Here is a 26,519-nt window from a genome sequence, read left to right on the forward strand (position 1 = left end):
ACAACCGGAGGACAGCCCAGCAGGGCGTCAGTCAGTGGCAGAGCCACGACCACCAGGGACCCGGTTAGAACTATCAGTGTCAGTGGTATCGGCTACGGTCCCCGACATCCGAGAAGAATCCGAGAAGAAATCGTTTCCGAGGAGGGCCGGATGGCGATCCACCGTCGCATTCACGCCGCATTTCCCGTTCGCGCCGTCATCCGCGCTCACGCCGTCGTCCGCGTTCGCACGGCCATCCGTGTTCACGCCGTCCTCCGGGGGCTCGGCCGGAAAGCACGGATGTGGTGGCCGGCGCCGCCGACCACCACATCCGTTCACGTGTACCTCAGGCCCCCTGGGGCCGCCCGGCCAGTCCTGCCGGGCGGGCCCGGCGGGACGTGCAGGCCTTGCGGGCCGGCACCGGCCGGCTGCTCAGCCCTGTCAGGCCGCCGGGAAGATCGCCGCGTCCGGCTTCAGCAGTTGGCCCGGCTTCGGCGCGGTGCCGTCCACCAGGTAGCGGGTGACCAGCGCGTTCAGCGCCTGGCTGCGGCCGACGGCGCAGTGCTCGATCGAGTCCACGCTGACCAGCACGGCGTTGCCCAGCTGCTGCTGCATCCGCTGGGCGAACTTGTACTGGGTGGCCGGGTCGTAGAGGTTGCCGATCACCATGACGGTGTTCGAGGTCTTCTTGTTCCACGGGCCGCTGAAGCGCTCTGCGTCCCGGGCCGGGGCCGGCCAGCTCGCGCAGGCGGGCGCGTCGAAGGCCTGGTAGCGGCCGAAGGTCGGCGACTCCTTCTCCCAGGCCTTGGCGACGTTCGGGAAGACCCGGTCGTTCGACGGGTACGGCTTGTCCTGGCAGTTGACGCCCATGTAGGAGTCGTCGGCGGTGTACTCGGAGTCGACCGGGGCCTCGCGCAGCGCCCGCGGGGCGTTCACCGCGAGGATGTTGGCGTCGTCGTCCGAGACGGTCGCCTTCGGCGCCATCAGGGTGTTCGCGGCCGGCTTCTGGACCAGCTGGTACGTCGCCTGCAGCGACTTGGCCAGCGGCGCCAGCTTGGCCTGCGAGTACAGCGCGCTGGCCACCTCGCTGGTGAAGGTGCTCAGCGTCACCTGGGAGCCGTTCGGCAGGGTGACCGGGCTGGTCCGCAGGTGGTCGCGGAGCTGGTCGAACTTGGCCCGGGTGTCGCCCTCGCCGAAGGCGCAGCGCGGGGCGCCGGCGGCCTGGCAGCGCTTCAGGAACTCGTCCAGGGCCAGCTCGAAGCCGCCCGCCCGCTGACGGTCGTACTCCAGGCCGTCGTGCAGGCGCAGGTTCGGGTCGACGTTGCCGTCGACGATGATCGTGCGCACCTTGTTCGGGTACATCCCGGCATAGGTCGCGCCGATCAGGGTGCCGTAGGAGAACCCGGCGAAGTTGAGCTGGGAGTCGCCGACGGCGCGGCGCATCCGGTCGAGGTCACGGACCACGTTGATGGTCGACATGTGCTCGATCAGCGGGCCGGCGTTCTTGCTGCACGCGTCGGTGTAGTCCTGGTCCGCGTCCAGCGTCTCGTTGATCTCGGCCTTGGTGACCGGCACGCCGACCATGCGGCCGTTGACCGCGTCGGCGTCCTCCTGGGTCTTGAAGCACTTGAGCGGGTTGCTCCGGGCCACGCCGCGGGGGTCGAAGCCGACCAGGTCGAAGCGCGACTGCACCTCGGTACCGAATCGGGTGGTGGTCGCCCACAGGTAGCCGCTACCACCCGGGCCGCCCGGGTTGAGGAACAGCGAGCCGATCCGCTTGGACGGGTCGCTCGCCCGCCGGCGCATCATGGCGATGCCGATCTTCTCACCCGACGGGTTGTCATAGTCCAGCGGCACCGGGTATACGGCACAGTCGTAGATGCCTGGGTCCGGCTTGCTCGGGTCGGGGTTACACGGGGTCCAGTTGACAGCGGCGACCTTCGCCTCGGCCGCCGCACCCGGCGCCAGGTCTATCGGCGCCGCCGACGCCGCGACAGCACTACCGGTGACGAGGGCGAGGGCGCAGGTGACCGCTCCGGCCAGCGTGGATATACGGGACAAGGAACCTCCTCAGTACTGAAAGGGCGGCCCCAGCCTGTCAGTCTGAGATCTCCATGTGAAGACCTGGAAGCAGCGTAAATGTTTCGATGGCTTCCATTTTGCGACCGGATTATTCTGTGAATGAACCAACTTGACGGTTGATTGACCTGATGGTTCGTCACCATGGAACCTGGACACCCGGAGCGCCGGACACCCGGAGCGCCGCTCGACAGCCGGCGGAGCACCCGCCCACACACCCGCCCGCCGCCGGCGCCCGGCCGCCCCGCGCAGCGCGGCCGCCTTCGGACGCCGGACATCGAACGCCGGACGGTCGACTTGACTGGGAAACTGATGAGGCGCCATATTACTTTCATGACGCAACGCCCCGACGCCGACAGCGGCGCCCCCACCCTCGACCAGGCACGCCGCCAGATCGCCCGCTACGGCCTCACGGCCGACCCGCAGGCGATCCTGGTCGCGGCCCGGCTGATGGCGGCGGGTGCCCGGATCGGCCAGGCCGGGGAGGTGCACTTCGCCCGGTTCGGGCTCTCCACCGGCCGCTACCGACTGCTGGCCGATCTGGAGGACCACGGCGGCGAGAAGTCGCCCTCCCAGCTCGCGGCCGGCCTCGGCGTCTCCCGGGCGACCGTGACCGGCCTGGTGGACGGCCTGGAGCGGGAGGGCCTCGTGGTCCGCCGCCCGTCCGTCGAGGACGGCCGCGCCAACGTGGTGGTCCTCACCGCACGCGGCGCGCAGCGGCTGCGCGATCTGGCGCCCGAGCACTTCGCCCGAATGCAGGCGCTGGTCAGCGGGCTCTCGGTCGAGGAGCGCGCCACCTTCCTCGACCTCCTGGCCAGGGTGGTCGAGGGCGCCGACGCGCTGACCGCGGACTGACCCGTCGAGAACGGCGGGCCGCGCAGGCGGCCCGCCGACTTCACGACCCAATAGTTAGGCACCTAAGCACAAATAGTTAGCTACCTAATCACTTTCACCCAAGCACCTCCGCAGGAGAGGCCCATGAGCAAGAAAGCACCCGGCGCACCACCCCCCTTCACCCTGTGGCGGGAGGTCCTCGTCGCCTACGCGATGCCCGCCGTGATGGCCGGCATCGGCGGGGCCGTCACGCACCAGCCGCAGCTGATGATCGCCGCGGCCACCACGATCGGCGGCACCTCGGCCGTCGTCGCCACCCTGGTCGGCTCCGCCCTGCGACGCCGGTCCAACCGCTCCCCGGACGGCCGGGCACCGCGCGCACTGCTGGCCCCCGCACTCGGCCTGGCCGCCGCGGCCGTCGCACTCGCCGTCGGCCTCGCGGCCGCGCACTGGCTGCCGCAGATCCACGGGCTCGCCACCAGCCCCTGGCCCGGCCGCCTTCCGATCGACCTGCCGGTCTCGTCGGCGATCGCGGCCACCGTGATCACCTGGCGCTGGCGCGGCAGCCGCCGGACCCGATCCCCGCAGCACCGACTCTCCACCCGACCGGAAGGACAGACCTCATGATCGTCGTCATGGGCGCCGGAGGCGCCACCGGCGGTGCCACCCTGCGCAGCCTCGCCGCCCTCGGTGCACCGAGCCGCTCACTCAGCCGCGACCCCGCCCGCCTCGCGGCCGGACTCGACGACCGGACCCTCGCACTGACCGAGACGCTCCCGGCCGACGCCGCCGACCCGGACTCGCTGCGCGCGGCCTTCCGCGGCGCGCACCAGCTCTTCCTCACCATGGCCAACGGCCCGCACCAGGTCCAGCACGAGCTGGCCGCGATCGACGCGGCGGTCGAGAGCGGCGTGGAGCACATCGTCAAGATCTCCGCACCCGCAGCCGAACCGGACTCCCCCGTGGCCGTCTCGCGCGGCCACCATCTGATCGAGGAGCGCCTGCGCGCGTCCGGCGTCACCGCGACGGTGCTGCGGCCGTACGCGTTCATGCAGAAGCTGCTGCTGCTGGCACCCGGCATCGCCGCCGCCGGGGTGGTGCACGGCGCCATGGGCCAGGCCCGCTGCAACTACGTCGACGCCCGGGACATCGGCGACGCCGCGGCCAAGGTGCTCACCCGCCCGGAGCTCGCCGGCGGAACGTATCCGCTCACCGGCGGCCGGGCGTACAGCTACCCGGAGCTCACCGGGCTGCTCGGCGAGCTGCTCGGCCGCCCGGTCCGCTACCTCGACCTGCCCCCGGCCGGGCTGCACGCCCATCTGGTCGAGCGGGCCGGGATGCCGCCCTGGCTGGCCTCCCACGTGGTGGAGATCCAGCAGCTCGCGGTGGTCCGCCAGGAGGCGCCCGACGACACCCTCACCCACCTCACCGGGCACGCCCCGCGCACCCTGGAGGCGTTCCTCCGGGAGCACCTGCACCGCTTCCGCTGACCGTTCGGGCGCCGTTCGGGCACCCCCCAGGCACCACCCGGGCGCCTCTCTGGCGCCACTCGAACACCACTCCGACACCATGGCGGGCCCGGCGGCCGGGCCGGAACCGGGCCGGGAAGCCGGGCCCGCCACCCGAAGGGAGCAGCATTCGCTGTGGCGTGGATCACGATCGAGAATTCGTCCTGACGATCCGTCAATTCGACTGACATCCAGTCACATGACTTCCAAGCCTATCCAGTTGTTGACTGACACAACGTCAGCTCAGGCCATTTCCGGCCTAGTTGGGCCAGGTGTCGGGCCGTACGGCGCCTCGCACCCGGGGCTACCATCAGTCGGGTTGTCCGCTCCGGCCCCGGAGTGGGGTCACCCCGTCAGGCGAGTGCTCCCACCGCCCCGAAGGGCCGGGCATCAGTCGGAACGGGGCGAGGACGAGGAGCGTACGGGCTGCCATGACAGCTGAACCGAGCACGGAGCAGTCCCCCACGTCGCCCCAAGCCACACCACCCCAAGCCACGCCACCCCATGCCGCACCGCCGCAGGCCCTCTTCCCGGGCCGTCCGGCCGCCGCACCGCGCACCCTGATCGACGTCCTGGACGCCACCGTCCGCGCCCACCCCGACGAACCGGCCCTGGACGACGGGCGCACCGTGCTCGGCTACCGCGCCCTGGCCTCCGAGGTCGAGCAGCTGCGCCGCCGGCTGGCCGCCGCCGGGATCGGCCCGGGCGACCGGGTGGGCGTGCGGGTGCCCTCGGGCACCAACGACCTGTACGTCTCGATCCTCGCCGTGCTCGCCGCCGGCGCCGCCTACGTGCCGGTCGACGCCGAGGACCCGGACGAGCGCGCCCAGCTGGTCTTCGGGGAGGCCGGCGTCGCCGCGGTGCTCGGCGCCGACCGCGCGCTGACCGTCCACCGCGAACGCCCGGTGCCCCACCCCGGCGAGGCGGCGGCCGACCACCGCCCACGCCCCACCCCGGCCGACGACGCCTGGATCATCTTCACCTCCGGCTCCACCGGCCGCCCCAAGGGCGTGGCCGTCACCCACCGCAACGCCGCCGCCTTCGTCGACGCCGAGGCTGCGCTCTTCCTCCAGGACGAGCCGATCGGCCCCGGCGACCGGGTGATGGCCGGTCTGTCGGTGGCCTTCGACGCCTCCTGCGAGGAGATGTGGCTGGCCTGGCGCCACGGCGCCTGCCTGGTGCCCGTCCCCCGCTCCCAGGTGCGCAGCGGCGCCGACCTCGGCCCCTGGCTGGCGGAGCAGGAGATCACCGTGGTCTCCACCGTCCCGACGCTGGCCGCGCTCTGGCCGGCCGAGGCGCTCAACGAGGTGCGGCTGCTGATCTTCGGCGGCGAGGCCTGCCCGCCGGAGCTGGTGCAGCGGCTGGTCACCGAGGGCCGCGAGGTCTGGAACACCTACGGCCCCACCGAGGCCACCGTGGTCGCCTGCGCCGCGCTGCTGACCGGCGACGGCCCGGTCCGGATCGGCCTGCCGCTGGACGGCTGGGACCTCGCCGTGGTCGACGAGGCCGGCGAGCCGGTCGCGGCCGGCGGCACCGGCCAGCTGGTGATCGGCGGGGTCGGCCTGGCCCGCTACCTGGACCCGGAGAAGGACACCGAGAAGTACGCGCCGCTGGCCTCGCTCGGCTGGGAGCGCGCGTACCGCAGCGGCGACCTGGTCCAGGCCGACCCGGCCGGCCTGCTGTTCCTCGGCCGCACCGACGAGCAGATCAAGCTCGGCGGCCGCCGGATCGAACTCGGCGAGGTCGACGCGGCGCTCCAGGCCCTGCCCGGCGTGGCGGGCGCGGCCGCCGCCGTCCGCACCGCGCGCGGCGGCAACCAGCTGCTGGTCGGCTACCTGGTCGTCCAGGACGGCTTCGACCGCGAGCAGTCCGTCGAGCGGCTGCGCGCCGAGTTGCCGGCCGCCCTGGTGCCGCTGCTCGCGCCGGTCGACACCCTGCCCACCCGCACCTCCGGCAAGGTCGACCGGGCCGCGCTGCCCTGGCCGCTGCCCGAGCTGGAGAACGCCGGGCCGAGCGAGCAGCTGTACGGCACCGAGGCCTGGCTGGCCGAGCAGTGGTCCGAGATCCTCGGTGTGGCGGTGAGCGGCCCGCGCGACGACTTCTTCGGCATCGGCGGCGGCAGCCTGGCCGCCGCCCGGCTCACCACGCTGCTGCGCACCCGCTACCCGAACGCCGCCGTGCTGGACGTCTACCAGCACCCGACGCTGCGCAAGCTCGCCCGGCACCTGGAGCGCACCGCCGCCCAGGGCGGCCAGGCCCGCACCGTCGCGCTGGTGCCGACCAGGGCCAAGCTGCTCCAGCTGCTCCTGCTGATCCCGCTGTTCACCGTGGTCGGCCTGCGCTGGACGGTCGCCCTGCTGGCCGCCGGCAACCTGCTCTCCCACCTCGGCGACTACCCGTGGGCGCCCACCGCCTCGTGGTGGGCGGTCGGCGCGGGCGCCCTGGCGCTGTACACCCCGGCGGGCCGGCTGGCGATCGCGGCCGGCGGCGCCCGGCTGCTGCTGCGCGGCCTGCGCCCGGGCAGCCATCCGCGCGGCGGCGCCATCCACCTGCGGCTCTGGACCGCCGAGCGGCTCGCCGAGCTCAGCGGCGCCACCGCGCTGTCCGGTGCCTGGCTGGTCCGCTACGCGCGGGCGCTGGGTGCCAAGGTCGGGCCCGAGGTGGACCTGCACTCGCTGCCGCCGGTCACCGGGATGCTGAAGCTGGGCCGGGGCTGCGCCGTCGAGGCCGAGGTGGACCTGTGCGGCTACTGGCTGGACGGCGACCGGCTGGAGGTCGGCCAGGTCAAGGTCGGCTCCGGCGCCGTGGTCGGCACCCGCTCGACCCTGCTGCCCGGTGCCCGGGTCGGCAAGCGCGCTCAGGTGCTGCCCGGCTCCAGCGTCACCGGGCAGGTGCCGACCGGCCAGCGCTGGGGCGGTGCGCCCGCCGTCAAGCTGGGCCGCGTCGAGCGGGCGTGGCCCAAGGAGCGCCCGCCGCACCAGGCCTTCTGGGCCGCGCTCTACGGCGCCAGCGGCACGGCGCTCGGCCTGCTCCCGGTGGCGCCCGCGCTGGCCGCGCTCGCGGTCCTCGCCGGTTTCGTCCACCAGGGCGACGACCTCGGCGCGGCGTTCGGCGGCGCGCTGCTCGGCCTGCTGCCCGCCACCCTGGCGTACGGCGCGGTGTACGCGGCGCAGCTGGTGGCCGCCGTCCGGTTGCTGAGCCGCGGTCTGGTCCCCGGGGTGCACCCGCTGCACGGCCGGGTCGGCTGGCAGGCGTGGACCGTCACCCAGCTGATGGACCGGGCCCGCGAGGTGCTGTTCCCGCTGTACGCGGGGCTGGTCACGCCGCTGTGGCTGCGGGCGCTCGGGATGAGGGTCGGCCGGGGCGCGGAGGTGTCCACGGTGCTGGCGCTGCCCAGCCTGACCACCGTCGGCGACGGCGCGTTCCTGGCGGACGACACCCTGATCGCGCCGTACGAGCTGGGCGGCGGCTGGGTGCGGCTCGGCGAGGCGAAGGTCGGCGAGCGGGCGTTCCTCGGGAACTCGGGAATGACCGCGCCGGGGCGGGCGGTGCCCAAGCGGGGCCTGGTGGGCGTGCTGTCGGCGACGCCGGAGAAGGCCAAGAAGGGCGGCTCGTACCTGGGCATGCCGCCGATGCGGCTGCCGCGCGCGGCGGACGAGGCCGACCAGAGCCTGACCTACGAGCCGCCGGCCCGGCTGCTCTGGGCGCGCGGACTGGTCGAGCTGGCCCGGCTGCTGCCGGTGCTCGCCTCGGGGGCGCTCGGCATGCTGACCGTCGCGGTGCTGTCCCGGCTGTCCGTCTCCTGGCCGGCGGGCGTGGCCGCGCTGCTCTCGGGCCTGGTGCTGCTGGGCGCCGGCACGGTGGCCTGCCTGGTCGCGGTGGCGGCGAAGTGGCTGCTGGTCGGCCGGTTCCGGGCGGTGGAGCACCCGCTGTGGAGCAGCTTCGTGTGGCGCAACGAGCTCGCGGACACCTTCGTCGAGGTGCTGGCGGTGCCGTGGCTGGTCGGCGCGGTGCCGGGCACGCCGGTGCTGAACCTCTGGCTGCGGGCGCTCGGCGCGCGGGTCGGCCGCGGCGTCTGGTGCGAGAGCTACTGGCTGCCGGAGGCGGACCTGGTCACCCTCGGGGACGGCGTCACCGTCAACCGGGGCTGCGTGGTGCAGACGCACCTCTTCCACGACCGGATCATGCGGATGGATACTGTGGTCCTCCGCGAGGGCGCCACCCTGGGCCCGGGCGGCATCGTGCTGCCCGGCAGCACGGTGGGCGCGCGCAGCACGCTGGGCCCGGCCTCGCTGGTGATGCGCGCCGAGTCCGTCCCCGCCGACACGCGGTGGCTGGGCAACCCCATCGAGGCGTGGCAGCCCACGTCATGACCACCCGTCCCGGCCCGCAGGAAGTGCCCGCCCCCGTGAACCCCAAGCACGTCCCGGCGGCCGCCGGCGCCCCCGACCCGTACTTCCCGGCCAGCGGCGACCACCGCTACCGGGTCCACCGCTACGAGCTCGCGCTGGACTACCGGCCCGGGCCGAACCGGCTGGCGGCCTCGGCCCGGCTGAGCGCCGTGGCGGACGCGGCGCTGGCCGAGTTCGCGCTGGACCTGGCCGAGTTCCGGATCGGGCGGGTGCTGGTCGACGGCAAGGCCGCCCGCTACACCCACCGCGCCGGCAAGCTGCGGATCCGCCCGGCCAGGGCGCTGGCGGCGGGGGCGGCGTTCACCGTCGAGGTGCACTACACCGGCAACCCCCGCCCGGTGCGCAGCCCGTGGGGCGGCCTGGGCTGGGAGGAGCTGACCGACGGCTCGCTGGTCGCCAGCCAGCCGATCGGCGCGCCGTCCTGGTTCCCGTGCAACGACCGGCCCGCCGACAAGGCGACGTACCAGATCGCGATCACCACGCCGTCCCCGTTCACCGTGCTGGCGAGCGGCCGGCTGCTGACCCGCACCACCCGGGCGTCCAGCACCACCTGGGTGTACGAGCAGAGCGCGCCGACCTCGCCGTACCTGGTGACGGTGTCGATCGGCCACTACCGGCCGGTGCCGCTGGCGGCCCGCCCGGCCGTGCCGCAGACCGGCTACGTGCCGGAGCGGCTGGTCCCCACGTTCACCCGGGACTTCGGCCGGCAGCCGGAGATGATGGCGTACTTCGGCGAGGTGTTCGGGCCGTACCCGTTCGGCGAATACGCGGTGGTCGTCGCGGACGAGGAACTGGACGTCCCGGTGGAGGCGCAGGGCGTCGCCACCTTCGGGACGAACCACCTCGGCGGCGGCTGGCAGCGCGAGCGGCTGATCGCCCACGAGCTGGCGCACCAGTGGTTCGGCAACAGCGTGACGATCGCCGACTGGCGGCACATCTGGCTCAACGAGGGCTTCGCCAAGTACGCCGAGTGGCTGTGGTCCGAGCACGCCGGCGGCCCGGCCGCGGCCACCCACGCCGCCGCCGCGCACGGCCTGCTGGCCGGGCTCCCGCAGGACCTCAGGCTCGCCGACCCGGGCCGCAGGCTGATGTTCGACGACCGGCTGTACCAGCGCGGCGGCCTCGCCGTGCACGCGCTGCGGCGGGCGCTGGGCGAGGACGCCTTCTTCGCGATGCTGCGGGACTGGACGAGCGTCCACCGGCACGGCGTCGTCGGCACCGCCGACCTGCTCGCGCACGCCTCCCGGTACACGACCGCCCCGCTGGCCCCGGTCTTCGAGGACTGGCTGCAGCGGCCCGAACTCCCGCCGCTGCCGGGCTGACCGGACCGGCGGCGACATCGCGGGGCGTTCACGGGGCATTCGCGGCGCGATCGCGGGGCGTTTGCGGAGATAACGGGTGGATCCTTCGGAGCGGCCTGGCTAGGTTGGGTTCGTCTGTCGCCCGTCCGTGTTGACCGGCGGCCCCCGCCTGCGGACCTCGCCGACGGTCTCGCCGGCGGACCTCGTGGCAGACCACGCCGACGGGCCTCCCCCGCCGGACCGCGCCGAAGGATTCAGAGGATCAGATGACCGATCAGTCCGACGAACTGCTGCCGACCACCCGCCGCGCCCTGCTGCACCGGATCGCCGTCGCCCAGGCCGAAGGGCGCACGCCCTCCCTGGCCGCCGGAGTGGTCCGGGACGGCCGGCTGGTCTGGAGCGGCGCCCGCAGCATGATCGACGGACACGCGCCGACCCCCGACGTCCAGTACCGGATCGGCTCGCTCACCAAGACCTTCGTCGCCGTGCTGGTGCTGCGGCTGCGCGACGAGGGCCTGCTCGACCTCGCCGACCCACTCGCCCGCCACCTGCCCGGCACCCCGGCCGACGGCGCGACCATCGCGCAACTGCTCGCCCACACCGCCGGACTCGCCGCCGAGACGCCCGGGCCCTGGTGGGAGCGGACCGACGGCGCCCTGCGGCCCGGACTGGACGACCTGCTGGAGCCCGGCGCCGCGATCAAGCACCCGGCCGGGCGCCTCCACCACTACTCCAACCCCGGCTACGCGCTGCTCGGCGCGCTGGTCGAGCAGCTGCGCGGCGAGCCCTGGGGCGAGGTGCTGCGGCGCGAGGTGCTGGCCCCGCTCGGCATGGACCGCACCACCCTGCTGCCCGAGCACCCGCACGCCGGAGGCTTCGCCGTCCACCCGTGGGCCGACGTCATGCTGCCGGAGCCGCTCACCGACACCGGCCTGATGGGCCCGGCCGGCCAACTCTGGTCCACCGTCGCCGACCTGGCCCGCTGGGCGGCCTTCCTCGCCGCCGGGGACGACAAGGTGCTCGCCGCCGACTCGCTCGCCGAGATGCGCCGGCCCGCCACCGGCCCCGACAACACGACCTGGACCACCGGATACGGCCTCGGCCTGCAACTGCGCCGCCACGAAGGCCGGGTGCTGTACGGCCACACCGGCTCGATGCCCGGCTTCACCGCCGCACTGTGGGTCAGCGACGAGGACGGCCTGGCCGCGATCGCCCTGTCCAACGCCACCACCGGCGCCGGCACCACCCTGGTGGCCACCCAGTTGATCACGCTCACCGCCGAACACGAGCCCCGGCTGCCCGAGCCCTGGCGCCCGCTGCCCGAGGTCGACGAGGAGCTGCTGGCCCTCACCGGCCCCTGGTACTGGGGCACTTCGGCGCAGGCCCTGCGGCTGCGGGCCGACCGCGGCCTCGAACTGACCTCGCTCACCGGCGGAGCCCGCAGCTCCCGCTTCCGCGCCGAGCCGGACGGCACCTGGACGGGACTGGACGACTACTACACGGGCGAGACCCTGCGGGTGGTCCGGGCGGCCGACGGCACGGTCAGCCACCTGGACCTCGGCTCCTTCATCCTCACCCGCGAACCCTACGGCCCCGCACCCGTCATCCCGGGCGACGTCGACCCGAAGGGCTGGCAGGCCTTCTAGGGCGTGTCTGACAATTCCCGCCGGGCGCGCGACGCCGGGCATCCCGCCTGGACGCACCGGCGAAACGCCCAAGTACGGCCCAGTACGAGGACGCTTCGCCGGCACGCCCAGCCGGGCGCCCACCGCCGCGCGCTGATCCGCCGCGAATTGTCAGACACGCCCTAGGACCTGCCGGGGCGCGCGCTTCTCGGAGCACGCCGGCCGCGCGCAACATCACACCCGTCCGCGGGAGTTCCAGGGGAATCCCCGGAGAGAGTGGCCGGCCCGGGCGCACAGGCGCCCGGGCTGTCCACCCCCGGCGGGCGAGCGCCCGGTGCCCGGCAGATGACCGGGAGGCGACGGGTGGTCCCATTCAGCAGTTGCACATCTGCGCTCCGCCGCGCCGCAACATGGATGCCAACCGGCTCGGAGAGATATACGGGGACCGGTTCGCGTGCAGGCCCAACGCCTGCGGGCCGGGCCGGTGCCCTGGCGATCCAGGGCGCCGCCGATCGTGCTGCCCTGGAGGGTCCGCCATGACCACCGTCCCCACGTACACTCCGACCGCAGTAGCCCCCACCCAGGACGCCCCCGCCGTCCCCGCCCCCCGCCGGCCGCAGGCCCCGGCCGCCTACACCGTCTCCCTCGCCCGCGACGCCGACGACGTGCGCGCCGCCCAGCGGCTGCGCCACCAGGTGTTCGCCGCCGAGCTCGGCGCCGTCCTGCACAGCCCGGTCGCCGGCCTGGACGTCGACCCCTTCGACGAGTACTGCGACCACCTCCTGGTCCGCGAGGGCGAGCACGGCGCCGTCGTCGGCACCTACCGGCTGCTGCGCCCCGAGGCCGCCCGGCGGGCCGGACGGCTCTACTCCGACGGCGAGTTCGAGCTCTCCGCCCTGGCGCCGGTCCGCCCGGGCCTGGTGGAACTCGGCCGCTCCTGCATCCACCCCGACCACCGGGGCAACGGCGCCGTCATCAACCTGATGTGGGGCGGCATCGCCCGCTACCTCTCCGACACCGGCAACACCTGGGTCGGCGGCTGCTGCTCGATCCCCCTGGACGACGGCGGCGCCACCGCGGCCCGGGTCTGGGACACCGTCAGCGCCAAGTACCTGGCCCCCGAGCAGTACCGGGTCACCCCGCGCCGCCGCTGGGACGCCACCGGCGTGCCGCGCGCCGAGCGCGGCGCACTGCCCGCCCTGCTCCGCGGCTACCTGCGGCTCGGCGCCTGGGTCTGCGGCGAGCCCGCGTACGACCCGGACTTCGACTGCGTCGACCTGTACGTGCTGCTGTCCCTGGAGCGCACCGACCCGCGCTACCTGCGGCACTTCCTGTCCGGACTGCCCGCCCGGCCCCTCGGCGCCTCATCATGAGCGTCTGGCTGCCGACGGCCCCCTGCCGGCCCGAGACCTGCCTGGCCGACCCGGCGCCCGCCGTCTCGCACCCCCGGCGGGCGCTGCGACTGGCGGCCTGCCTGGCGGCGGTGCTGGCGGGCGTGCTGCTCAGCCTGCCCCTGCGCCTCCTCCCGTACGGGACCCGGGAGCGGCTGATCCGGCTCTGGGCGCGCGTCCTGTTGCACACCCTCGGGGTCACCGTCCACCTCGGGACGCCGGGCGGCACGCTCGGCGGCGGGACGCTCGTGGTGGCCAACCACGTGTCCTGGCTGGACATCCCGCTGATCGCGGCGGGCCGCCCGGGCCGCTCACTGGCCAAGACCGAGGTCCGCCGGTGGCCGGTGCTCGGGCCGCTGATCGCCTGGGGCGGCACGGTGTTCCTGGACCGCGACCGGCTGCGCGCGCTGCCCGACACCGTGGCGGCGGTGGCCGAGGTGCTGCGCGCCGGCCAGCCGGTGATCGTCTTCCCGGAGGGGTCCACCTGGTGCGGGCGGGAGAGCGGCCGCTTCCGGCCCGCGCTGTTCCAGGCGGCGGTGGAGGCGGGCGCCTTCGTCCAGCCGGTGACGATCCGCTACCGGCTGGCGGACGGACGGCCGACCAGCGTGCCCGCCTTCATCGGCGACGACGGACTGCTCACCTCGCTAGCCCGGGTGGTCGCAGTGCGCGGGCTGGTCGCCGACGTGACGTTCCTGCCGCCGATTCCGCCGCCCGCGCCGCAGGCCACCCGGGCGGGGGCGCGCCGGGAGCTGGCCCGCACGGCGCAGGCGGCGGTCGAGGGCATCCGCTGACGTGGCGTCGGCACGCGGACCGGTCAGGTCGGTCAGGTCGGTCTGACCGGTCAGACCGGCCGGGCCTCGGCCAGCGGCTCCGAACCGGGGCTCGGGTCGAGGTCGGGGTCGGGGCCGGGGCTCGGGCCGGGGTCGGAGCCCGGGTCCGACGCGGAGTCGGGGGCCGATTCCGGGAGGCCGGTGCCGCCCGGGGCGAGCGGGCGGGCCCGGCCCAGCAGGACGGCGACCAGGACGGCGGTGACGGCGAGCGCGGCCGCACCGCAGCGCGCCGCGAGGTGGAGGCCCTCGATGAAGGCGCCGTCCACCGCGTCCTGGACCGGGCCGGGCAGCACGGCGGCCGCGCCGCCACCGCCGCGCCCCGCCCCGGCGGGCGCGTCCGCGATCGGGCCGACGGCGTCCGGCGGCACGCCGAGCCGGTGCAGGGCGGCGGTCAGGCTGCCGGTCATCCGGTTGGTCAGCACGGCGCCGAGCACCGCGATCCCGAGGACGCCGCCCAGCTCGCGCAGGGTGTTGATGCTCGCCGAGGCCATCCCGGTCTGCGCCGGGGCGACCCGTTGGAGCACCGCGATCGACACCGGGGTGAAGGTCATCCCCATCCCGAGGCCCATCGCGAACAGGGTCCACAGGTACTCGACGTAGTGGGCGTGCTCGCCGTAGAGGGACAGCCCGCCGAGGCCCGCCGCGCACAGCGCGAGACCGAGCACCAGCGGCAGTCGGGGCCCGTACCGCGAGGTCAGCCCGCCGGAGAGCGGGGCTGCGACGACGATCATCGCGGTCATCGGCAGCCCGGCGTAGCCGGCGTCGGACGGGGACCAGCCGAGCGGGCCCTGCATCAGCAGCGGCAGGAAGAAGAGCGCGCCGAAGATCCCGAAGCTGACCATGAAGCCGCTGAGCAGCGCACCGCCGAGGGCGCCGTCGCGGAACAGCCGCAGCTCCAGCATCGGTTCGGCGAGCCGCAGTTCGAGCACCAGGAAGGCGGCCAGCAGCACGAGCGCCGCGGCTCCGCAGAGGAGCACCCGGGTGTCCGTCCAACCGCGGGTCGGCCCCTCGATCAGCGCGTAGACCAGCAGGCCGAGGCCCGCGGCGGAGAGGACGAGGCCGCCGAGGTCGATCCGCCGGGCACGCGGGGGGATGTCCGGGAGCACGCGGGCGGCGAGCACCAGTGCGGCCACGCCGATCGGCACGTTGATCCAGAACACGCTGGCCCACCCGAGGTGCTCGACCATCGGCCCGCCGACCACAGGGCCGATCGACAGGCCCAGCGCGGAGACCCCGGACCAGAGGCCGATGGCCTTGGCGCGCTCGCGCTCGTCGGTGAAGACGTGGCGCAGCAGGGCGAGGCTGCCCGGGGTGAGCAGCGCGGCCCCGACGCCTTGCAGCATCCGGGCGCCGACCAGCAGGCCGATCGTTCCGGCGAGCGCGGCGAGCGCGGAGCCGACCGTGAACAGCGCGAGGCCGAGCCGGAACATCCGGGTACGGCCGTACCGGTCGCCGAGCGCGCCGCCGGTCAGCACGAACCCGGCGTAGACGAGGCTGTATCCCTCGACGACCCATTGCAGGCCGCTGATCCCGGCATCCAGGTCCTGGCCGATGCGGGGCAGGGCGTTGTTGACGATGACGTTGTCCAGCATCGACATGAACATGGTGACGCAGAGCGTCAGTAGCGCGAGCCGTTTGCGCCGGGCGCTCGACTCCTGCATGGGAACCCTCCCGATTCCTAGCCCCTAACAGCGTTAGGGAGTGGTGCGGCACGCACAGAGTGCCCCTAACGGTGTTAGATTGCAAGCGGGATCTCGCGCACGGGCGCTCGCCACGGACAGTCGCCGCGAGACTCGCGACCGGAGAAGACCGGATGAGACCGCTGGAGGCGTCCGCACAGCCATGCCGGAGAACGACGACACGACACCGCCACTGACCAGGGACGCGCTGACCCAGGCCGCGCTGCGGGTACTGGAACGGGACGGCCTCGACGGGCTGTCGATGCGCAAGGTCGCCGCCGAGGTCGGCGTCAAGGCGGCCTCGCTGTACTGGCACGTCCGCAACAAGCAGGAACTGCTCGACCTGCTCACCGACGCGGTGATGGCCTCGGCCGAACCCCCGCCGCGCGAGGGCGGGTGGCGCGAGCAGTTCCACGCCTACTGCTGGCGCTACCGCCGGCTGCTGCTCGACAAGCGCGACGCCGCCAAGGTCGTCTCGGGCCGCCTCTCCCCCGGGCCCCACCTGCTCGGCCTGATGGAGGACCAGCTCGACCGGCTCCGCGCGGCCGGCTTCTCCGACGCCGACGCCGCCATGGCCACCTACCTGCTGGGCGCCTTCGTCCAGGGGTTCGTCCTCCAGGAACAGTCCCCGATCTCGGCCGCCGAAGTCCTCGGCACCAGCCGCCGGGACATCGCCGACGCCGCCGGCGACCGCTTCCGCGCCCTGCCCGCCGACACCTTCCCCAACCTCGTCGCCCTGGCCGACGACCTCACCGAACCCGACATGGACACCCGCTTCGAGTTCTGCGTGCAACGCGTCCTCGACGGGCTCGCGACCCTGCTGCCCGCCGAACAGCGCTGACCCCACCACGGCGGGGCCCGGCCGGCCGGGCCCCGCCCCGGGCCCGCCGAAAATCCGCGGCCCGGCCTGCGAGCGCCCGCTAGGGTCTGTCCGGGCACCCCGGCCGCACATCCACGGAGGAGTTCCGCGATGCCCGAGCTGCACCCCCACTACGAGCCCTACGCACAAGGCCTGCTGGACGTCGGAGACGGGCAGCGGATGCACTGGAACGCCTCCGGCAACCCGGCGGGCAAACCCGCCGCGATCGTGCACGGCGGGCCCGGGTCCGGCCACCGGCCGGGCGCCCGGCGGTACTTCGACCCCGAGCGGTACCACGTGGTCCAGTTCGACCAGCGCGGCTGCGGACAGAGCCTGCCGCACGCCGCCGACCCGACGACCGGGCTGGAGCACAACACCACCGAGCGGCTGATCGCGGACATGGAGCGGCTGCGCGACCACCTCGGCATCGAGAAGTGGCTGCTGCACGGCGGTTCCTGGGGCTCGACGCTGATCCTCGCCTATGCCCAGGCCCACCCCGAGCGGGTCTCCGAGATCGTGCTCTGCGGCGTCACCACGACCCGCCCCGAGGAGACCGACTGGCTCTACCGGGGCGTCGCCCGCTTCCTGCCCGGCCCGTGGGAGGAGTTCCGGAACTTCCTGCCGGCCGCCGACCGCGACGGTGACCTGGTGGCCGCCTACAGCCGGCTGCTCAACAGCCAGGACGAGACCGTCCGGCGGGCCGCCGCGAACGCCTGGGCCACCTGGGAGGACGCCGTCATCGCGCACGAGGCGCTGGGCAAGCCGAACGCCTACAGCGACCGCCCCACCGACGCGCTGATGGCGTTCACCCGGATCACCGCGCACTACTTCGCGCACCACGCGTTCCTGGCCGACGGCCAACTGCTGCACGACGCCGGACGGCTGGCCGGTATCCCGGGCGAACTGATCCACGGCCGACTGGACCTCGGCTCGCCGCTCGACACCGCGTGGCGGCTGACCCGGGCCTGGCCGGAGGCCCGACTGACCGTCATCGACGAGTCCGGGCACACCGGGAGTCCGGCGATGACGGAGGCGGTCCTCGCGGCGATCGAGCGGTTCGCCTGACCTGCCCGCTCGTCCGGTCCCCTTGTCCGGTCCGTTTGCCCAGTCCGCCCGGCCGGTTCGTCCACGGGCGGACGGGCGGTTCACGCGAACGGCCTCCGCCTACGATACGAAGCATGATCGCCTATGTCCCAGCCGCCCTGTTCTTCCTGTTGTTCGGAATCGGGGTACTACGCGACCGCCGCCAGTTCAGCAATGCCGTCCTGCTCGGCATCGCCGTCTCCCTGCTCGCCCTCGCCCTGCTCACCGAGCTGCGCAAGGCGCCCACACTGGTGATGGAACTGGCGGCGGTGGCGATCATCCTGCTGCCGGCCCTCGGCACGGCGGCCCTGGTCTGGTTCCTGATCGCCAACGGCCTGACCATGATCCGCAAGGAGGGCAGACGGCCCGCCAACCTGCTGTCCCTCCTCGCCGGGCTGGGCATCCTCGCCGTCATCGCGCTGCTGCTCGCTGCTCTGGCCACCCGCTCGCCCCGGCTGGGCGTACTGGCGGGCACCGCCGTCCTGGTGGTCGGCTACATCTCCTTCCTGTTCGTCTGCTTCGTCGGCTACGCATTCCTCTACGGCCGCCACCGGCCGCGCCGGAACGTGGACTTCGTGGTCGTCCTCGGCTCCGGCCTGATCGGCGGCGAGCGCGTCCCGCCGCTGCTGGCCAGCCGGCTCGACCGGGGCCGGGAGGTGTACGACAAGCAGGCCGCGCGCGGCAACCCGCCGGTGCTGATCACCTCCGGCGGCCAGGGCCCGGACGAGAAACTGCCGGAGTCCCACGCGATGGCCGACTACCTGACCGGGCGCGGCTTCCCGGCCGAACACATCGAGCGCGAGGACCGCTCCCGCACCACCGAGGAGAACCTGCTCTTCAGCAAGGCCATCATGGAGCAGGCCAAGCCCGACTACCGCTGTGTCGTGGTCACCAACAACTTCCACGCCTTCCGGGCGGCGCTCACCGCCCGCAGGACCGGCGTCAACGGGCAGGTGTTCGGCTCGCCGACCGCCGCGTACTACTGGCCGAGCGCGACGATCCGCGAGTTCGCCGCCGTGTTCCTCTCGCACAAGCTGATCAACTTCGGGATCTGCGGCCTCCTCGCGCTCTGTGGGCTGCTCGCGGCCCTCTGAACCGCAGCCGACCCCGGGCCCCGGCCGCCGAAGCGACCGGGGCCCGGCCTTACCTTCAGCCGAACCTCCGTCAGGTCTCCCTCCGGTCCTCCGAACCTCTGCCCAGGCCTCCGGTCATGCCACCGGTCGGACCACCTGTCAGGCCGCCGGGCGGGGCGCCAGGATGGCGCAGGTGGTGGTGGCGTGCGCGTAGAGCTTGCCGTTCTCCACCCCGACCACCCTCGCCTCGGCCGTCGCCATCGTCCGGCCCAAATGCAGCACCAGGCCCTCGCAGCGCAGCAGCCCCGAGTCGGCGAACAGCGGGCGCAGCATGTGGACGTTCAACTGCGTGGTGGTGTAGCCGATCCCGGCGGGCAGCCGGCTCAGCACGGCGCAACCGAGCGCCGAGTCCAGCAGGGTGGCGAGGTAGCCGCCGTGCACGGTGTTCATCGGGTTGTAGAGGTGATCGCCGAGTTCGCCCTCGAACACCGCCGTGCCCGGCTTCACCTCGGTCAGATGGAATCCGAGGGTGCTGCAGATCGCCGGCTCCTGAATCCGGCCCGCGAGGATCTCGTGCAGGATCTCCTCTCCGCTCAGGCGCGGGAAGGCGGAGATCGGCGGGCCGGCCGTCCAGGTGTGGGTCCTGGTCCGGGGCACCTGGCCCTCCAGGGCCTGCCGGCCTTCAAGGAGCTCCTGGCCCTCCGGGGACGTCGCGCCGCCGGGGTCTGCCTCATTCGTCGTCATGGGATCAACCTGCCTTGTTCGCGCACGCCCCTCAAGTGCCTTCCGGGTACGGCCGGCGCGCGGCCCCCGGACATCGGACCATGGCGGTCCACGCCATGGCGGGGCGGTGGACCTCGGGTGGCCGTCACATGGCACCGGGGCGCGGGGCGCGCCACGCTGCACGGCATCCGCCCCCACTCCTCCCCCACCCAGGAGCCCCCATGCCTCTCCGTCCTGCCGCCGCCGCGTTGCTGACGGCCGCCGCACTCGCGATCGGCACCACCGCACCCGCCCCGGCTGCGGCCGACACCGTGAGCGGAACCTTCCAGCAGGTCACCGGATTCGGCGCCAATCCGGGAAACCTCGCGATGTACTCCTACACCCCGGCCGGACTGCCGAGTGGCGCGCCGCTGGTGGTCGCGCTGCACGGCTGCCTGCAGACCGCCAACGACTACTACCGCAACTCCGGTTGGACGACCTTCGCCGACCGGTACGGTTTCGCGGTCGTCTTCCCGCAGACCAGCAGTGCCAACAACAGCCTCTCCTGCTTCAGCTGGTTCGACGCGACCAAGGACGCCCGGGGCACCGGCGAGGCTGAGTCGGTGATCGAGATGGTCACCAAGGCCAAGGCCCTGTACGGCTCGGACGGCCGGCGGGTGTTCGTCACCGGGCTGTCGGCCGGCGGCGGGATGGCCTCCGACCTGCTGGCCGACTACCCGGACGTGTTCGCCGGCGGGGCGATCGACTCCGGCCTCCCGGCCCAGTGCGCGACCACCCAGGGCGCCGCCTCCGGCTGCCAGAACTCCGACCAGGGGCTCACCCCGGCCCAGTGGGGCGACAAGGTCCGGGCCGCGTACCCGGGCTACGCCGGGCCCTGGCCCCGGTTGGCGATCTGGCAGGGCAGCGCGGACACCGTGGTCAGGCCGGTGAACGCGACGGAGCTGCGCGACCAGTGGACCAACGTCCAGGGTGTCGGCCAGAGCCCGACCAGCACCCGGAGCCTGCCGGGCGGCACCACCGAGGAGGTCTACGCCGACGCGGGCGGGCGGCCCGCCGTGGCACTGTTCACCATCGCCGGGATGGGCCACGGGCTGGCCGTCAACCCCGGCGCCGCAGCCGACCAGTGCGGGGCCACCGGCAGCTACTTCCTCAACACGATCTGCTCCAGCTACTACACCGCGCAGTTCTGGGGCCTGGACGGCGGCACGGGGCCCACCAACCCCGGCCTGCCCGCCCCGACCGGGCTGACCGCGACCCCGGCGGGCCAGAGCTCGATCGCCCTCGCCTGGCAGGCCGTCAGCGGGGCCGCCTCCTACCAGGTCTACCGGGACGGCACGATGGCGGGCAGTGCCACCGGCCCGTCCTTCACCGACACCGGGCTCGCCCCCGGCACGTCGTACGGCTACACCGTGGCGGCGGTCGACCCGTCGGGCGCGGTGGGCACCCGATCGGCGGCGGTGACGGCGACCACCGGCGGCGGCGCCGCGCAGTGCTTCACCGACAGCAACTACAACCAGGTCCGGGCCGGGCGGGCCACCCAGAGCGGCGGCCTGACCTACGCACTCGGCTCGGGCCAGAGCATGGGCCTCTGGAACACCTTCGTGACGCACACCCTGAAGCAGACCGGCCCGGGCTACTTCGTGCTCGCCGACGGCCAGTGCTGAGCGGGCGAAACCCGACCTCCGGCTCATCCGTCCCCCTCTCCCGGGCGAAGCCCCGCCTCTCCTGAGCGCAGCCCGGCGAACAGGTCGGTCTCGGACCCCTCGCCCTCGACCGGCACCAGGCTCCGGGCGAGGTGGTAGTCCTCCGTCGGCCAGACCTCGCGCTCGATGTCCCGTGGGTGGGCCATGAACGCGACCCCGGGCTCGATCTGGGTGGCGTGCGCCAACAGTGCCGCGTCCCGTACGGCGAACTGCTCGGCGCACGCGATCCGGGTGGTGGTGGCGAGGGCGGGCGGGGTGTCCGGCCAGTCCGCGAGCAGTGCGCCCATGCCCGAGGGGACGCCCCTCTCCGTCATCGCGTCGTGCAGGGTCTGGAACCAGGCTCTGGAGAGCGCCAGGTGGTAGTAGAGCTTCGCCGCCTGCCAGGGTTCCCCCGTCTCGGAGTGGCGGCCCGGGTCGGCGGCGGCCTCGAAGGCCTCGACCGTGACCTGGTGGGTCATCACGTGGTCGGGGTGCGGATACCCCCCGGTCTCGTCGTAGGTGACCACCACGTGCGGACGGAACTCCCGGATCAGGGCGACCAGCGGCGCCGCGGCCGCCGCCACGGGCTGGGCGGCGAAGCAGCCCGCCGGCAGCGGTTCGCCCGGGCCCGGCATGCCGGAGTCCACGAAGCCGAGGAACTGCTGGCGCACCCCGAGGATGCCCCGGGCGGCCGCCATCTCCTCGCTCCGGATCCGGGCGAGGTCCGCCCGGACCTCGGGGCGGTCCATGGCCGGGTTGAGCACCGAGCCGCGCTCACCGCCGGTACAGGTGGCGACCAGGACGTCCACCCCCTCGGCGGCGTACCGCGCGAGGGTGGCAGCGCCCTTGCTGGACTCGTCGTCGGGGTGGGCGTGGACGCTGAGCAGGCGGAGCCGCCCGGCGTGCTGGGTGAACACGGCGCCTCCGTACGTGGCCGATGTGGTCATGCGCCCTCCCCGGGTCGTCCGTCCGGCGGCCGCTCCGACCGCCCGGAAGAAACTTAGGACGGACCCAGCGATTAGGTCAAGCATAATTTCTGGGTCCGACCCAGCGGACTGCGCTACGCTGCCCCCATGACGGAACCCACAACGGAAACCGCGGCGGAAACCCTGACGGGAACCGGGGCCGCCCCGACCCTGCGCGAGCTCAACAAGCGCCGCACCCGCGAGGCGATCTCGCACGCCGCGACCAGGCTCTTCATCGAGCAGGGCTTCGACCGCACCACCATCGCCGAGGTCGCGACGGCCGCCGGAGTCGCCAAGATGACCGTCACCAACCACTTCCCGCGCAAGGAGGACCTCCTCCTCGACCTGCACGAGGAGATCGTCGGTCGGCTCGCCCGGGCGGTCGCCGAGCGTGCGCCCGGCGAGTCCGCCCTCGCCGCGCTGCGCCGCGACTGCCTGGCCGGCCTCGACCGGCACGACCCACGGCTCGGCTTCTCCGGCCCGGCGTTCGCCCGCACCGTCGCCGACAGCCCCGCCCTGGTCGCCCGGATCCGCGAGCTGCACGAACAGAGCGAGACCGCCCTGGCCGAGACCCTGGCCGAGGCCACCCGCCCCACGACAACCGGCACTCCGCCAGGCGCATCGCCCGACGCGCCGGGCGGCACACCGGCCGGCCCGCCGGTCGACTTCGAGAGCCGGGTGGCCGCCGGGCTGCTCGCCGCCGTCGACCGCACGGTGTTCACCGAAGTGTTCCGCAGGCTGCTGGCCGGCGACGAGGCCGCCGCCATCACGGCAGCGGTGCACCCCTCGGCCGTCCGGGCCTTCGACCGACTGGAGGGCGCCCTGGGCACCTTCGCCGTCCGACCGGGCTCCTGACCTGCGGCGCGAGACGCCCACCCGTGGAGAGCCCTTGACGAAAGGTTGACCTGCTCACGGCAGAAGGTTGACGACCGCCGCCCCTATCGTCGGCCCATGCCCTCACAGCCCATCAGGCCCACCACCCTGCCGGTCCTGCCCTACCGCAAGCCCACCCGAGGCCGGGACTACTGGGTCCTGGACAACGTCCTCCCCGACCCGGACGCCGTCCGCGAGCGCTGTCTGGCCCGCGGCGACTGGACCGAAGGCTACCCGCACCGCCCCGAGACCTGGCCCGGCCTGCGCACCATGCCCGGCCTGGAGCCCGACGAGCTGGCCCGGGTGGAGGCCCTGGTCCGCAAGGCCACCGGCGCTCCCCGGCTCTGGGTGCAGAGCACCCCGGGCGGCGGCACGCTCAACCACAACTGCGTCCAGGTCGTCGGCGCCGGGGAGTCGGAGTCCCGCCCGCACACCGACTCCCGCGCGCTCTGCCGCTACGCCGCCGTGCTCTACCTCAGCCCAGGCGCGCCGAAGGACGCCGGCACCAGCTTCTACCGCCAGCAGTTCCCCGGCGGACGCCTCGGCGGGAACCTCGTCAACGCGCCGCACAACAACCTGGTCGAGGCGCTCGGCACCCGCCACGTGCCCGCCGACCACTTCACCGAGGACGTCCGCGTCCCCAACCGCTACAACCAGCTGCTCCTCTACCACGCCAACCTCATGCACAGCGCGACCTCCTACTACGGCGCCGAGCTGCCGGAGCGTCGGATGACGGCCGTCTTCTTCTGGATGGCCTGACGGACCGACAGCACGCCCGACCACCGAACGCGACCACCGAACGCGGCCGCCGAACGCGGTCTCCGGAGCTGCCGAGGACTCACCGCCCCCTTGACCCAGCCCAGCCCGCACCCCCGAGAGTGGCAGGGGCGGGCCGCGCCACGGCGGCCGCAGCGGAGAGGGGACCACCCGTGAACGCACCCTGTCTCATCCTCGACATCGGCGGCGTCCTGGAATACACGCCGAGGACGGGCTGGCCGGAGCGCTGGGAGCGCCTGTTGGAGCTGCCGCCGCACGCGATCGACGAGCGGCTGCGGGACGTCTGGCAGGCCGGCGCGATCGGTGGCATCACCGAGCCGGAGGTGCGCGAGCAGGTGGCCGCCCGGTTGCACCTCGGCCCGGCCCAGATCGAGGCCTTCATGGCCGACCTCTGGGAGGAGTACCTGGGCACGCCGAACGAGGAGCTCATCGCCCACGTGCGCGGGCTGCGCGGGCGGGCCCGGCTCGGCATCCTCAGCAACAGTTTCGTCGGCGCCCGCGAACGCGAGGTCCCGCTCTACCGGTTCGACGAGCTGGTGGAGCACATCGTCTACTCGCACGAGATCGGGACCGGCAAGCCCGACCCGCGCGCCTACGAGATCACCTGCGCCGAGTTGGGCGTCAGCCCGGTCGACTGCCTCTTCATCGACGACCACGCGCCCAACGTCGAGGCCGCCCGGGCAGTGGGCATGCAGGCCCATCTGTTCGAGGACAACGCCCCCGCCATCGCCCGCATCGCCCGTCACCTCGGCGACGGCGACGGCGACGTCCGTTGACGGGCTGAACGGGCTGAGCACTCACTCCGTACGTGGGGGCAGGACGGACACCCCTGACGGCCCGGCGCCCGCCACGGCGCCACCCCGACCGAGGCCCCGGAGACCACGCGCGGCCCCGCACCGATTGGCGACCGCCGCGTCCGGGGACGCTGGCCGCATGCACCAGGACGCCGTACCGCCGACCGAGACGATCCGCCCCGACTGGGCCGGGATCGACCAGCTGCCGACCACCGACCTGCTCCGCCTGATGAACGCCGAGGACCGCACCGTCCCCGCCGCGGTGGCCGGGGAGTTGGTCCGGATCGCCGCCGCGGTGGACGCCACGGCGGCACGAATGGCGGCCGGTGGACGGCTGGTCTACGCCGGGGCGGGGTCCGCCGGGCGGCTCGGAGTGCTGGACGCCGCCGAGTGCCCGCCGACCTTCGGCACCGATCCGGGCCTGGTGGTGGGCCTGATCGCGGGGGGCGGGACCGCCGTGACCGAGGCCGTCGAGGGCGCCGAGGACCGCCCGGAGCTGGCGGCGGCCGACCTGGCCGCGCTCCGGCTCACCCCGGCCGACACCGTGGTGGGCGTCTCCGCCTCCGGCCGCACGCCGTACGCGCTGGCGGCCGTCCGGACCGCACGGGCGGCCGGGGCACTGACGGTCGGACTGACCTGCAACCGGGGCTCGGCGCTGGTGGCGGCGGCCGAGCTGGGGATCGAGGTGGAGGTCGGCCCGGAGGTGCTGGCAGGGTCAACCAGGCTGAAGGCGGGCACGGCGCAGAAGCTGGTGCTCAACATGCTGTCGACGGCCGTCATGGTCCGGCTCGGCCGGACGTACGGCAATCTGATGGTCGACGTCCGGGCCACCAACGCCAAGCTCCGCGCACGGGCCCACCGGATCGTCACGGAGGCCACCGGCGCCGACGAGGCGGCGGTCCGCCGCGCGCTCGCCGCCACCGGGGGCCGGGCCAAGGACGCGATCCTGGTCCTGCTCGCGGACGTGGACGCGCCGACCGCCGCCCGGCAGCTCGCCGCCTCCGGCGGGCGGCTGCGCGAGGCACTGCGCGCCCACCGCCGCTAGGGCCCGTCTTCAAAGCTGATCAAGTGATGAGAGATCATGTTGGCCATGGTGCGTCGTCATGAGCTCTCGGATGCCGAGTGGGCTGTGCTGTCACGGTTCCTGCCCGCTTCGGGGGTGGCGGGCCGGCCGCGCTCGGACGACCGGCTGGTTCTGAACGGGATCGTGTGGAAGCTGCGGACCGGCACGTCCTGGCGGGACGTGCCGGAACGCTACGGCTCCTGGCAGACCCTCTACACACGTTTCCGCAGGTGGGCGCTGGACGGAACATTCTCCCGGATGCTCCACTCGATCCAGGCCGAGAAGGACGCGGCCGGGGACATCGACTGGCTGGTCTCCGTCGACTCCACGATCGTGCGGGCCCACCAGCACGCCACCGGCGGCAAAAGGGGGCACGCGACCGGGACGAAACGGGTGATCACGCCCTCGGCCGCTCCCGTGGAGGACTGAGCACCAAGCTCCACCTGGCCTGCGACGGACGCGGCCGCCCGCTCGGCTTCGTCCTGACCGGCGGCAACGCCAACGACTGCACCCGCCTGGAACCGGTCCTGGAGTCGATCCGAGTACCCAGGGTCGGGTCGGGGCGCCCGCGCACCCGGCCCGACCACGTCATCGCCGACAAGGGCTACAGCTCACGCAAGATCCGCGCCTACCTGCGACGACGCGGCATCCGCCACACCATCCCCGAGCGCGTCGACCAGGCGCTCGGCCGCCTCAACCGCGGCTCGCGCGGCGGCCGGCCGCCCGGCTTCGACCGGCGCGTCTACCGGCTCCGCAACGTCGTCGAACGCTGCTTCAACCGGTTGAAGCAGTGGCGAGGCCTGGCGACCCGCTACGACAAGACCCGCGAGTCCTACCATGCCGCCGTCACCATCGCCTCGATCTTGCTCTGGATCTGATCTTTGAAGACGAACCCTAGTAGTACTTCGTTAGGTCTGTAGTGGTCTGGTGTGTCCTGGTCGCTGGATGTTGGGTAACTCGCGGTGGCAGGTGGGGCATTCGCCGGTCCA

Annotated in this window: 21 protein-coding genes; 17 read left to right on the plus strand and 4 right to left on the minus strand. The window is 73.7% G+C overall.

From position 1 onward, the window contains the following. Positions 1 to 420: 420 nt before the first annotated feature. Positions 421 to 2,040 (minus strand): alpha/beta hydrolase, encoded by a 1,620-nt coding sequence (locus ACFWPT_RS38005; protein WP_208869033.1) that lies wholly within the window; start codon positions 2,038 to 2,040, stop codon positions 421 to 423. Between the two features lie 351 nt (positions 2,041 to 2,391). Here ACFWPT_RS38005 and ACFWPT_RS38010 point away from each other — a divergent pair, with 351 nt between their 5' ends. From ACFWPT_RS38010 to ACFWPT_RS38045, 8 genes are all read left to right on the plus strand, one after another. Then, entirely contained in the window at positions 2,392 to 2,913 is a 522-nt protein-coding gene (locus ACFWPT_RS38010) for a MarR family winged helix-turn-helix transcriptional regulator (protein WP_380487435.1), read from the plus strand. A gap of 123 nt (positions 2,914 to 3,036) precedes the next feature. Beyond that, positions 3,037 to 3,519, plus strand: coding sequence for a hypothetical protein (locus ACFWPT_RS38015; RefSeq protein ID WP_380487439.1), 483 nt, complete (start codon positions 3,037 to 3,039; stop codon positions 3,517 to 3,519). Then, complete coding sequence (locus tag ACFWPT_RS38020; protein ID WP_380487441.1) at positions 3,516 to 4,382, plus strand: NmrA family NAD(P)-binding protein; 867 nt, start codon at positions 3,516 to 3,518, stop codon at positions 4,380 to 4,382. Before ACFWPT_RS38015 ends, ACFWPT_RS38020 begins: the two co-directional genes overlap by 4 nt. 449 nt (positions 4,383 to 4,831) lie before the next feature. After that, a complete protein-coding gene (locus tag ACFWPT_RS38025; protein WP_380487444.1) occupies positions 4,832 to 8,773 on the plus strand; it encodes a Pls/PosA family non-ribosomal peptide synthetase in 3,942 nt (1,313 codons plus the stop codon). Beyond that, positions 8,770 to 10,134: a M1 family metallopeptidase gene (locus ACFWPT_RS38030; RefSeq protein ID WP_380487448.1), complete on the plus strand. Its 1,365-nt coding sequence runs from the start codon at positions 8,770 to 8,772 to the stop codon at positions 10,132 to 10,134. Before ACFWPT_RS38025 ends, ACFWPT_RS38030 begins: the two co-directional genes overlap by 4 nt. 245 nt (positions 10,135 to 10,379) lie before the next feature. After that, positions 10,380 to 11,759: a serine hydrolase domain-containing protein gene (locus tag ACFWPT_RS38035; protein ID WP_380487450.1), complete on the plus strand. Its 1,380-nt coding sequence runs from the start codon at positions 10,380 to 10,382 to the stop codon at positions 11,757 to 11,759. A 515-nt stretch (positions 11,760 to 12,274) separates the two neighbouring features. Continuing rightward, the gene (locus ACFWPT_RS38040; protein WP_380371091.1) at positions 12,275 to 13,111 is read left to right on the plus strand and encodes a GNAT family N-acetyltransferase; all 837 of its coding nucleotides are present in this window, start codon (positions 12,275 to 12,277) and stop codon (positions 13,109 to 13,111) included. Continuing rightward, entirely contained in the window at positions 13,108 to 13,920 is an 813-nt protein-coding gene (locus tag ACFWPT_RS38045; protein ID WP_063346036.1) for a 1-acyl-sn-glycerol-3-phosphate acyltransferase, read from the plus strand. Before ACFWPT_RS38040 ends, ACFWPT_RS38045 begins: the two co-directional genes overlap by 4 nt. 50 nt (positions 13,921 to 13,970) lie before the next feature. Here the strand turns inward: ACFWPT_RS38045 and ACFWPT_RS38050 are convergent, their stop codons facing one another. Beyond that, the gene (locus ACFWPT_RS38050) at positions 13,971 to 15,620 is read right to left on the minus strand and encodes an MFS transporter (protein ID WP_380487452.1); all 1,650 of its coding nucleotides are present in this window, start codon (positions 15,618 to 15,620) and stop codon (positions 13,971 to 13,973) included. Between the two features lie 181 nt (positions 15,621 to 15,801). Here ACFWPT_RS38050 and ACFWPT_RS38055 point away from each other — a divergent pair, with 181 nt between their 5' ends. From ACFWPT_RS38055 to ACFWPT_RS38065, 3 genes are all read left to right on the plus strand, one after another. Further along, the gene (locus ACFWPT_RS38055; protein WP_063346037.1) at positions 15,802 to 16,479 is read left to right on the plus strand and encodes a TetR/AcrR family transcriptional regulator C-terminal domain-containing protein; all 678 of its coding nucleotides are present in this window, start codon (positions 15,802 to 15,804) and stop codon (positions 16,477 to 16,479) included. A 129-nt stretch (positions 16,480 to 16,608) separates the two neighbouring features. Beyond that, positions 16,609 to 17,562, plus strand: coding sequence for a prolyl aminopeptidase (pip, locus tag ACFWPT_RS38060; RefSeq protein WP_380487455.1), 954 nt, complete (start codon positions 16,609 to 16,611; stop codon positions 17,560 to 17,562). A 113-nt stretch (positions 17,563 to 17,675) separates the two neighbouring features. Beyond that, complete coding sequence (locus ACFWPT_RS38065; RefSeq protein ID WP_063346039.1) at positions 17,676 to 18,674, plus strand: YdcF family protein; 999 nt, start codon at positions 17,676 to 17,678, stop codon at positions 18,672 to 18,674. A gap of 138 nt (positions 18,675 to 18,812) precedes the next feature. Here the strand turns inward: ACFWPT_RS38065 and ACFWPT_RS38070 are convergent, their stop codons facing one another. Then, entirely contained in the window at positions 18,813 to 19,397 is a 585-nt protein-coding gene (locus ACFWPT_RS38070; protein WP_380371106.1) for a hotdog fold thioesterase, read from the minus strand. Positions 19,398 to 19,597: 200 nt separating this feature from the next. On the opposite strand from ACFWPT_RS38070, the gene ACFWPT_RS38075 reads away from it, so the two are divergent. Continuing rightward, positions 19,598 to 21,040, plus strand: a complete 1,443-nt coding sequence (locus ACFWPT_RS38075; RefSeq protein WP_380487457.1) for a PHB depolymerase family esterase — start codon at positions 19,598 to 19,600, stop codon at positions 21,038 to 21,040. A 23-nt stretch (positions 21,041 to 21,063) separates the two neighbouring features. Here ACFWPT_RS38075 and mca read toward each other — a convergent pair whose 3' ends face one another. Beyond that, positions 21,064 to 22,005 carry a mycothiol conjugate amidase Mca gene (mca, locus tag ACFWPT_RS38080; protein WP_380487459.1) on the minus strand — a complete coding sequence of 314 codons (942 nt, stop codon included), beginning with the start codon at positions 22,003 to 22,005 and terminating at the stop codon, positions 21,064 to 21,066. A gap of 126 nt (positions 22,006 to 22,131) precedes the next feature. Here mca and ACFWPT_RS38085 point away from each other — a divergent pair, with 126 nt between their 5' ends. From ACFWPT_RS38085 to ACFWPT_RS38105, 5 genes are all read left to right on the plus strand, one after another. Then, complete coding sequence (locus ACFWPT_RS38085; protein ID WP_380487461.1) at positions 22,132 to 22,878, plus strand: TetR/AcrR family transcriptional regulator; 747 nt, start codon at positions 22,132 to 22,134, stop codon at positions 22,876 to 22,878. A 96-nt stretch (positions 22,879 to 22,974) separates the two neighbouring features. Beyond that, on the plus strand, positions 22,975 to 23,655 hold the full coding sequence (locus tag ACFWPT_RS38090; protein ID WP_380371118.1) for a DUF6445 family protein: 681 nt from the start codon (positions 22,975 to 22,977) through the stop codon (positions 23,653 to 23,655). Between the two features lie 170 nt (positions 23,656 to 23,825). Beyond that, complete coding sequence (locus ACFWPT_RS38095; protein ID WP_380487464.1) at positions 23,826 to 24,449, plus strand: HAD family hydrolase; 624 nt, start codon at positions 23,826 to 23,828, stop codon at positions 24,447 to 24,449. Positions 24,450 to 24,606: 157 nt separating this feature from the next. Beyond that, positions 24,607 to 25,512 (plus strand): N-acetylmuramic acid 6-phosphate etherase, encoded by a 906-nt coding sequence (gene murQ / locus ACFWPT_RS38100; RefSeq protein ID WP_380371124.1) that lies wholly within the window; start codon positions 24,607 to 24,609, stop codon positions 25,510 to 25,512. A 48-nt stretch (positions 25,513 to 25,560) separates the two neighbouring features. Further along, positions 25,561 to 26,408, plus strand: a protein-coding gene (locus ACFWPT_RS38105; protein WP_380487467.1) for an IS5 family transposase whose coding sequence is annotated in 2 segments (ribosomal slippage) — positions 25,561 to 25,924 and positions 25,924 to 26,408 — 849 coding nt in all. Because the reading frame shifts where the segments join, the coding sequence is not laid out codon by codon here. Positions 26,409 to 26,519: the final 111 nt, after the last annotated feature.

Source organism: Kitasatospora sp. NPDC058478, assembly GCF_042720345.1.
Lineage (GTDB): Bacteria > Actinomycetota > Actinomycetes > Streptomycetales > Streptomycetaceae > Kitasatospora.

Excerpts from the sequence above, each read along its gene's own strand:
- ACFWPT_RS38020 (WP_380487441.1), top strand. The coding sequence starts at position 3,516 with ATGATCGTCGTCATGGGCGCCGGAGGCGCCACCGGCGGTGCCACCCTG.
- ACFWPT_RS38090 (WP_380371118.1), top strand. The coding sequence starts at position 22,975 with ATGCCCTCACAGCCCATCAGGCCCACCACCCTGCCGGTCCTGCCCTAC.
- ACFWPT_RS38040 (WP_380371091.1), top strand. The coding sequence starts at position 12,275 with ATGACCACCGTCCCCACGTACACTCCGACCGCAGTAGCCCCCACCCAG.
- ACFWPT_RS38010 (WP_380487435.1), top strand. The coding sequence starts at position 2,392 with ATGACGCAACGCCCCGACGCCGACAGCGGCGCCCCCACCCTCGACCAG.
- pip (WP_380487455.1), top strand. The coding sequence starts at position 16,609 with ATGCCCGAGCTGCACCCCCACTACGAGCCCTACGCACAAGGCCTGCTG.
- murQ (WP_380371124.1), top strand. The coding sequence starts at position 24,607 with ATGCACCAGGACGCCGTACCGCCGACCGAGACGATCCGCCCCGACTGG.
- mca (WP_380487459.1), bottom strand. The coding sequence starts at position 22,005 with ATGACCACATCGGCCACGTACGGAGGCGCCGTGTTCACCCAGCACGCC.
- ACFWPT_RS38085 (WP_380487461.1), top strand. The coding sequence starts at position 22,132 with ATGACGGAACCCACAACGGAAACCGCGGCGGAAACCCTGACGGGAACC.
- ACFWPT_RS38015 (WP_380487439.1), top strand. The coding sequence starts at position 3,037 with ATGAGCAAGAAAGCACCCGGCGCACCACCCCCCTTCACCCTGTGGCGG.
- ACFWPT_RS38070 (WP_380371106.1), bottom strand. The coding sequence starts at position 19,397 with ATGACGACGAATGAGGCAGACCCCGGCGGCGCGACGTCCCCGGAGGGC.
- ACFWPT_RS38050 (WP_380487452.1), bottom strand. The coding sequence starts at position 15,620 with ATGCAGGAGTCGAGCGCCCGGCGCAAACGGCTCGCGCTACTGACGCTC.
- ACFWPT_RS38030 (WP_380487448.1), top strand. The coding sequence starts at position 8,770 with ATGACCACCCGTCCCGGCCCGCAGGAAGTGCCCGCCCCCGTGAACCCC.
- ACFWPT_RS38065 (WP_063346039.1), top strand. The coding sequence starts at position 17,676 with ATGATCGCCTATGTCCCAGCCGCCCTGTTCTTCCTGTTGTTCGGAATC.
- ACFWPT_RS38055 (WP_063346037.1), top strand. The coding sequence starts at position 15,802 with ATGCCGGAGAACGACGACACGACACCGCCACTGACCAGGGACGCGCTG.
- ACFWPT_RS38035 (WP_380487450.1), top strand. The coding sequence starts at position 10,380 with ATGACCGATCAGTCCGACGAACTGCTGCCGACCACCCGCCGCGCCCTG.
- ACFWPT_RS38025 (WP_380487444.1), top strand. The coding sequence starts at position 4,832 with ATGACAGCTGAACCGAGCACGGAGCAGTCCCCCACGTCGCCCCAAGCC.
- ACFWPT_RS38045 (WP_063346036.1), top strand. The coding sequence starts at position 13,108 with ATGAGCGTCTGGCTGCCGACGGCCCCCTGCCGGCCCGAGACCTGCCTG.
- ACFWPT_RS38075 (WP_380487457.1), top strand. The coding sequence starts at position 19,598 with ATGCCTCTCCGTCCTGCCGCCGCCGCGTTGCTGACGGCCGCCGCACTC.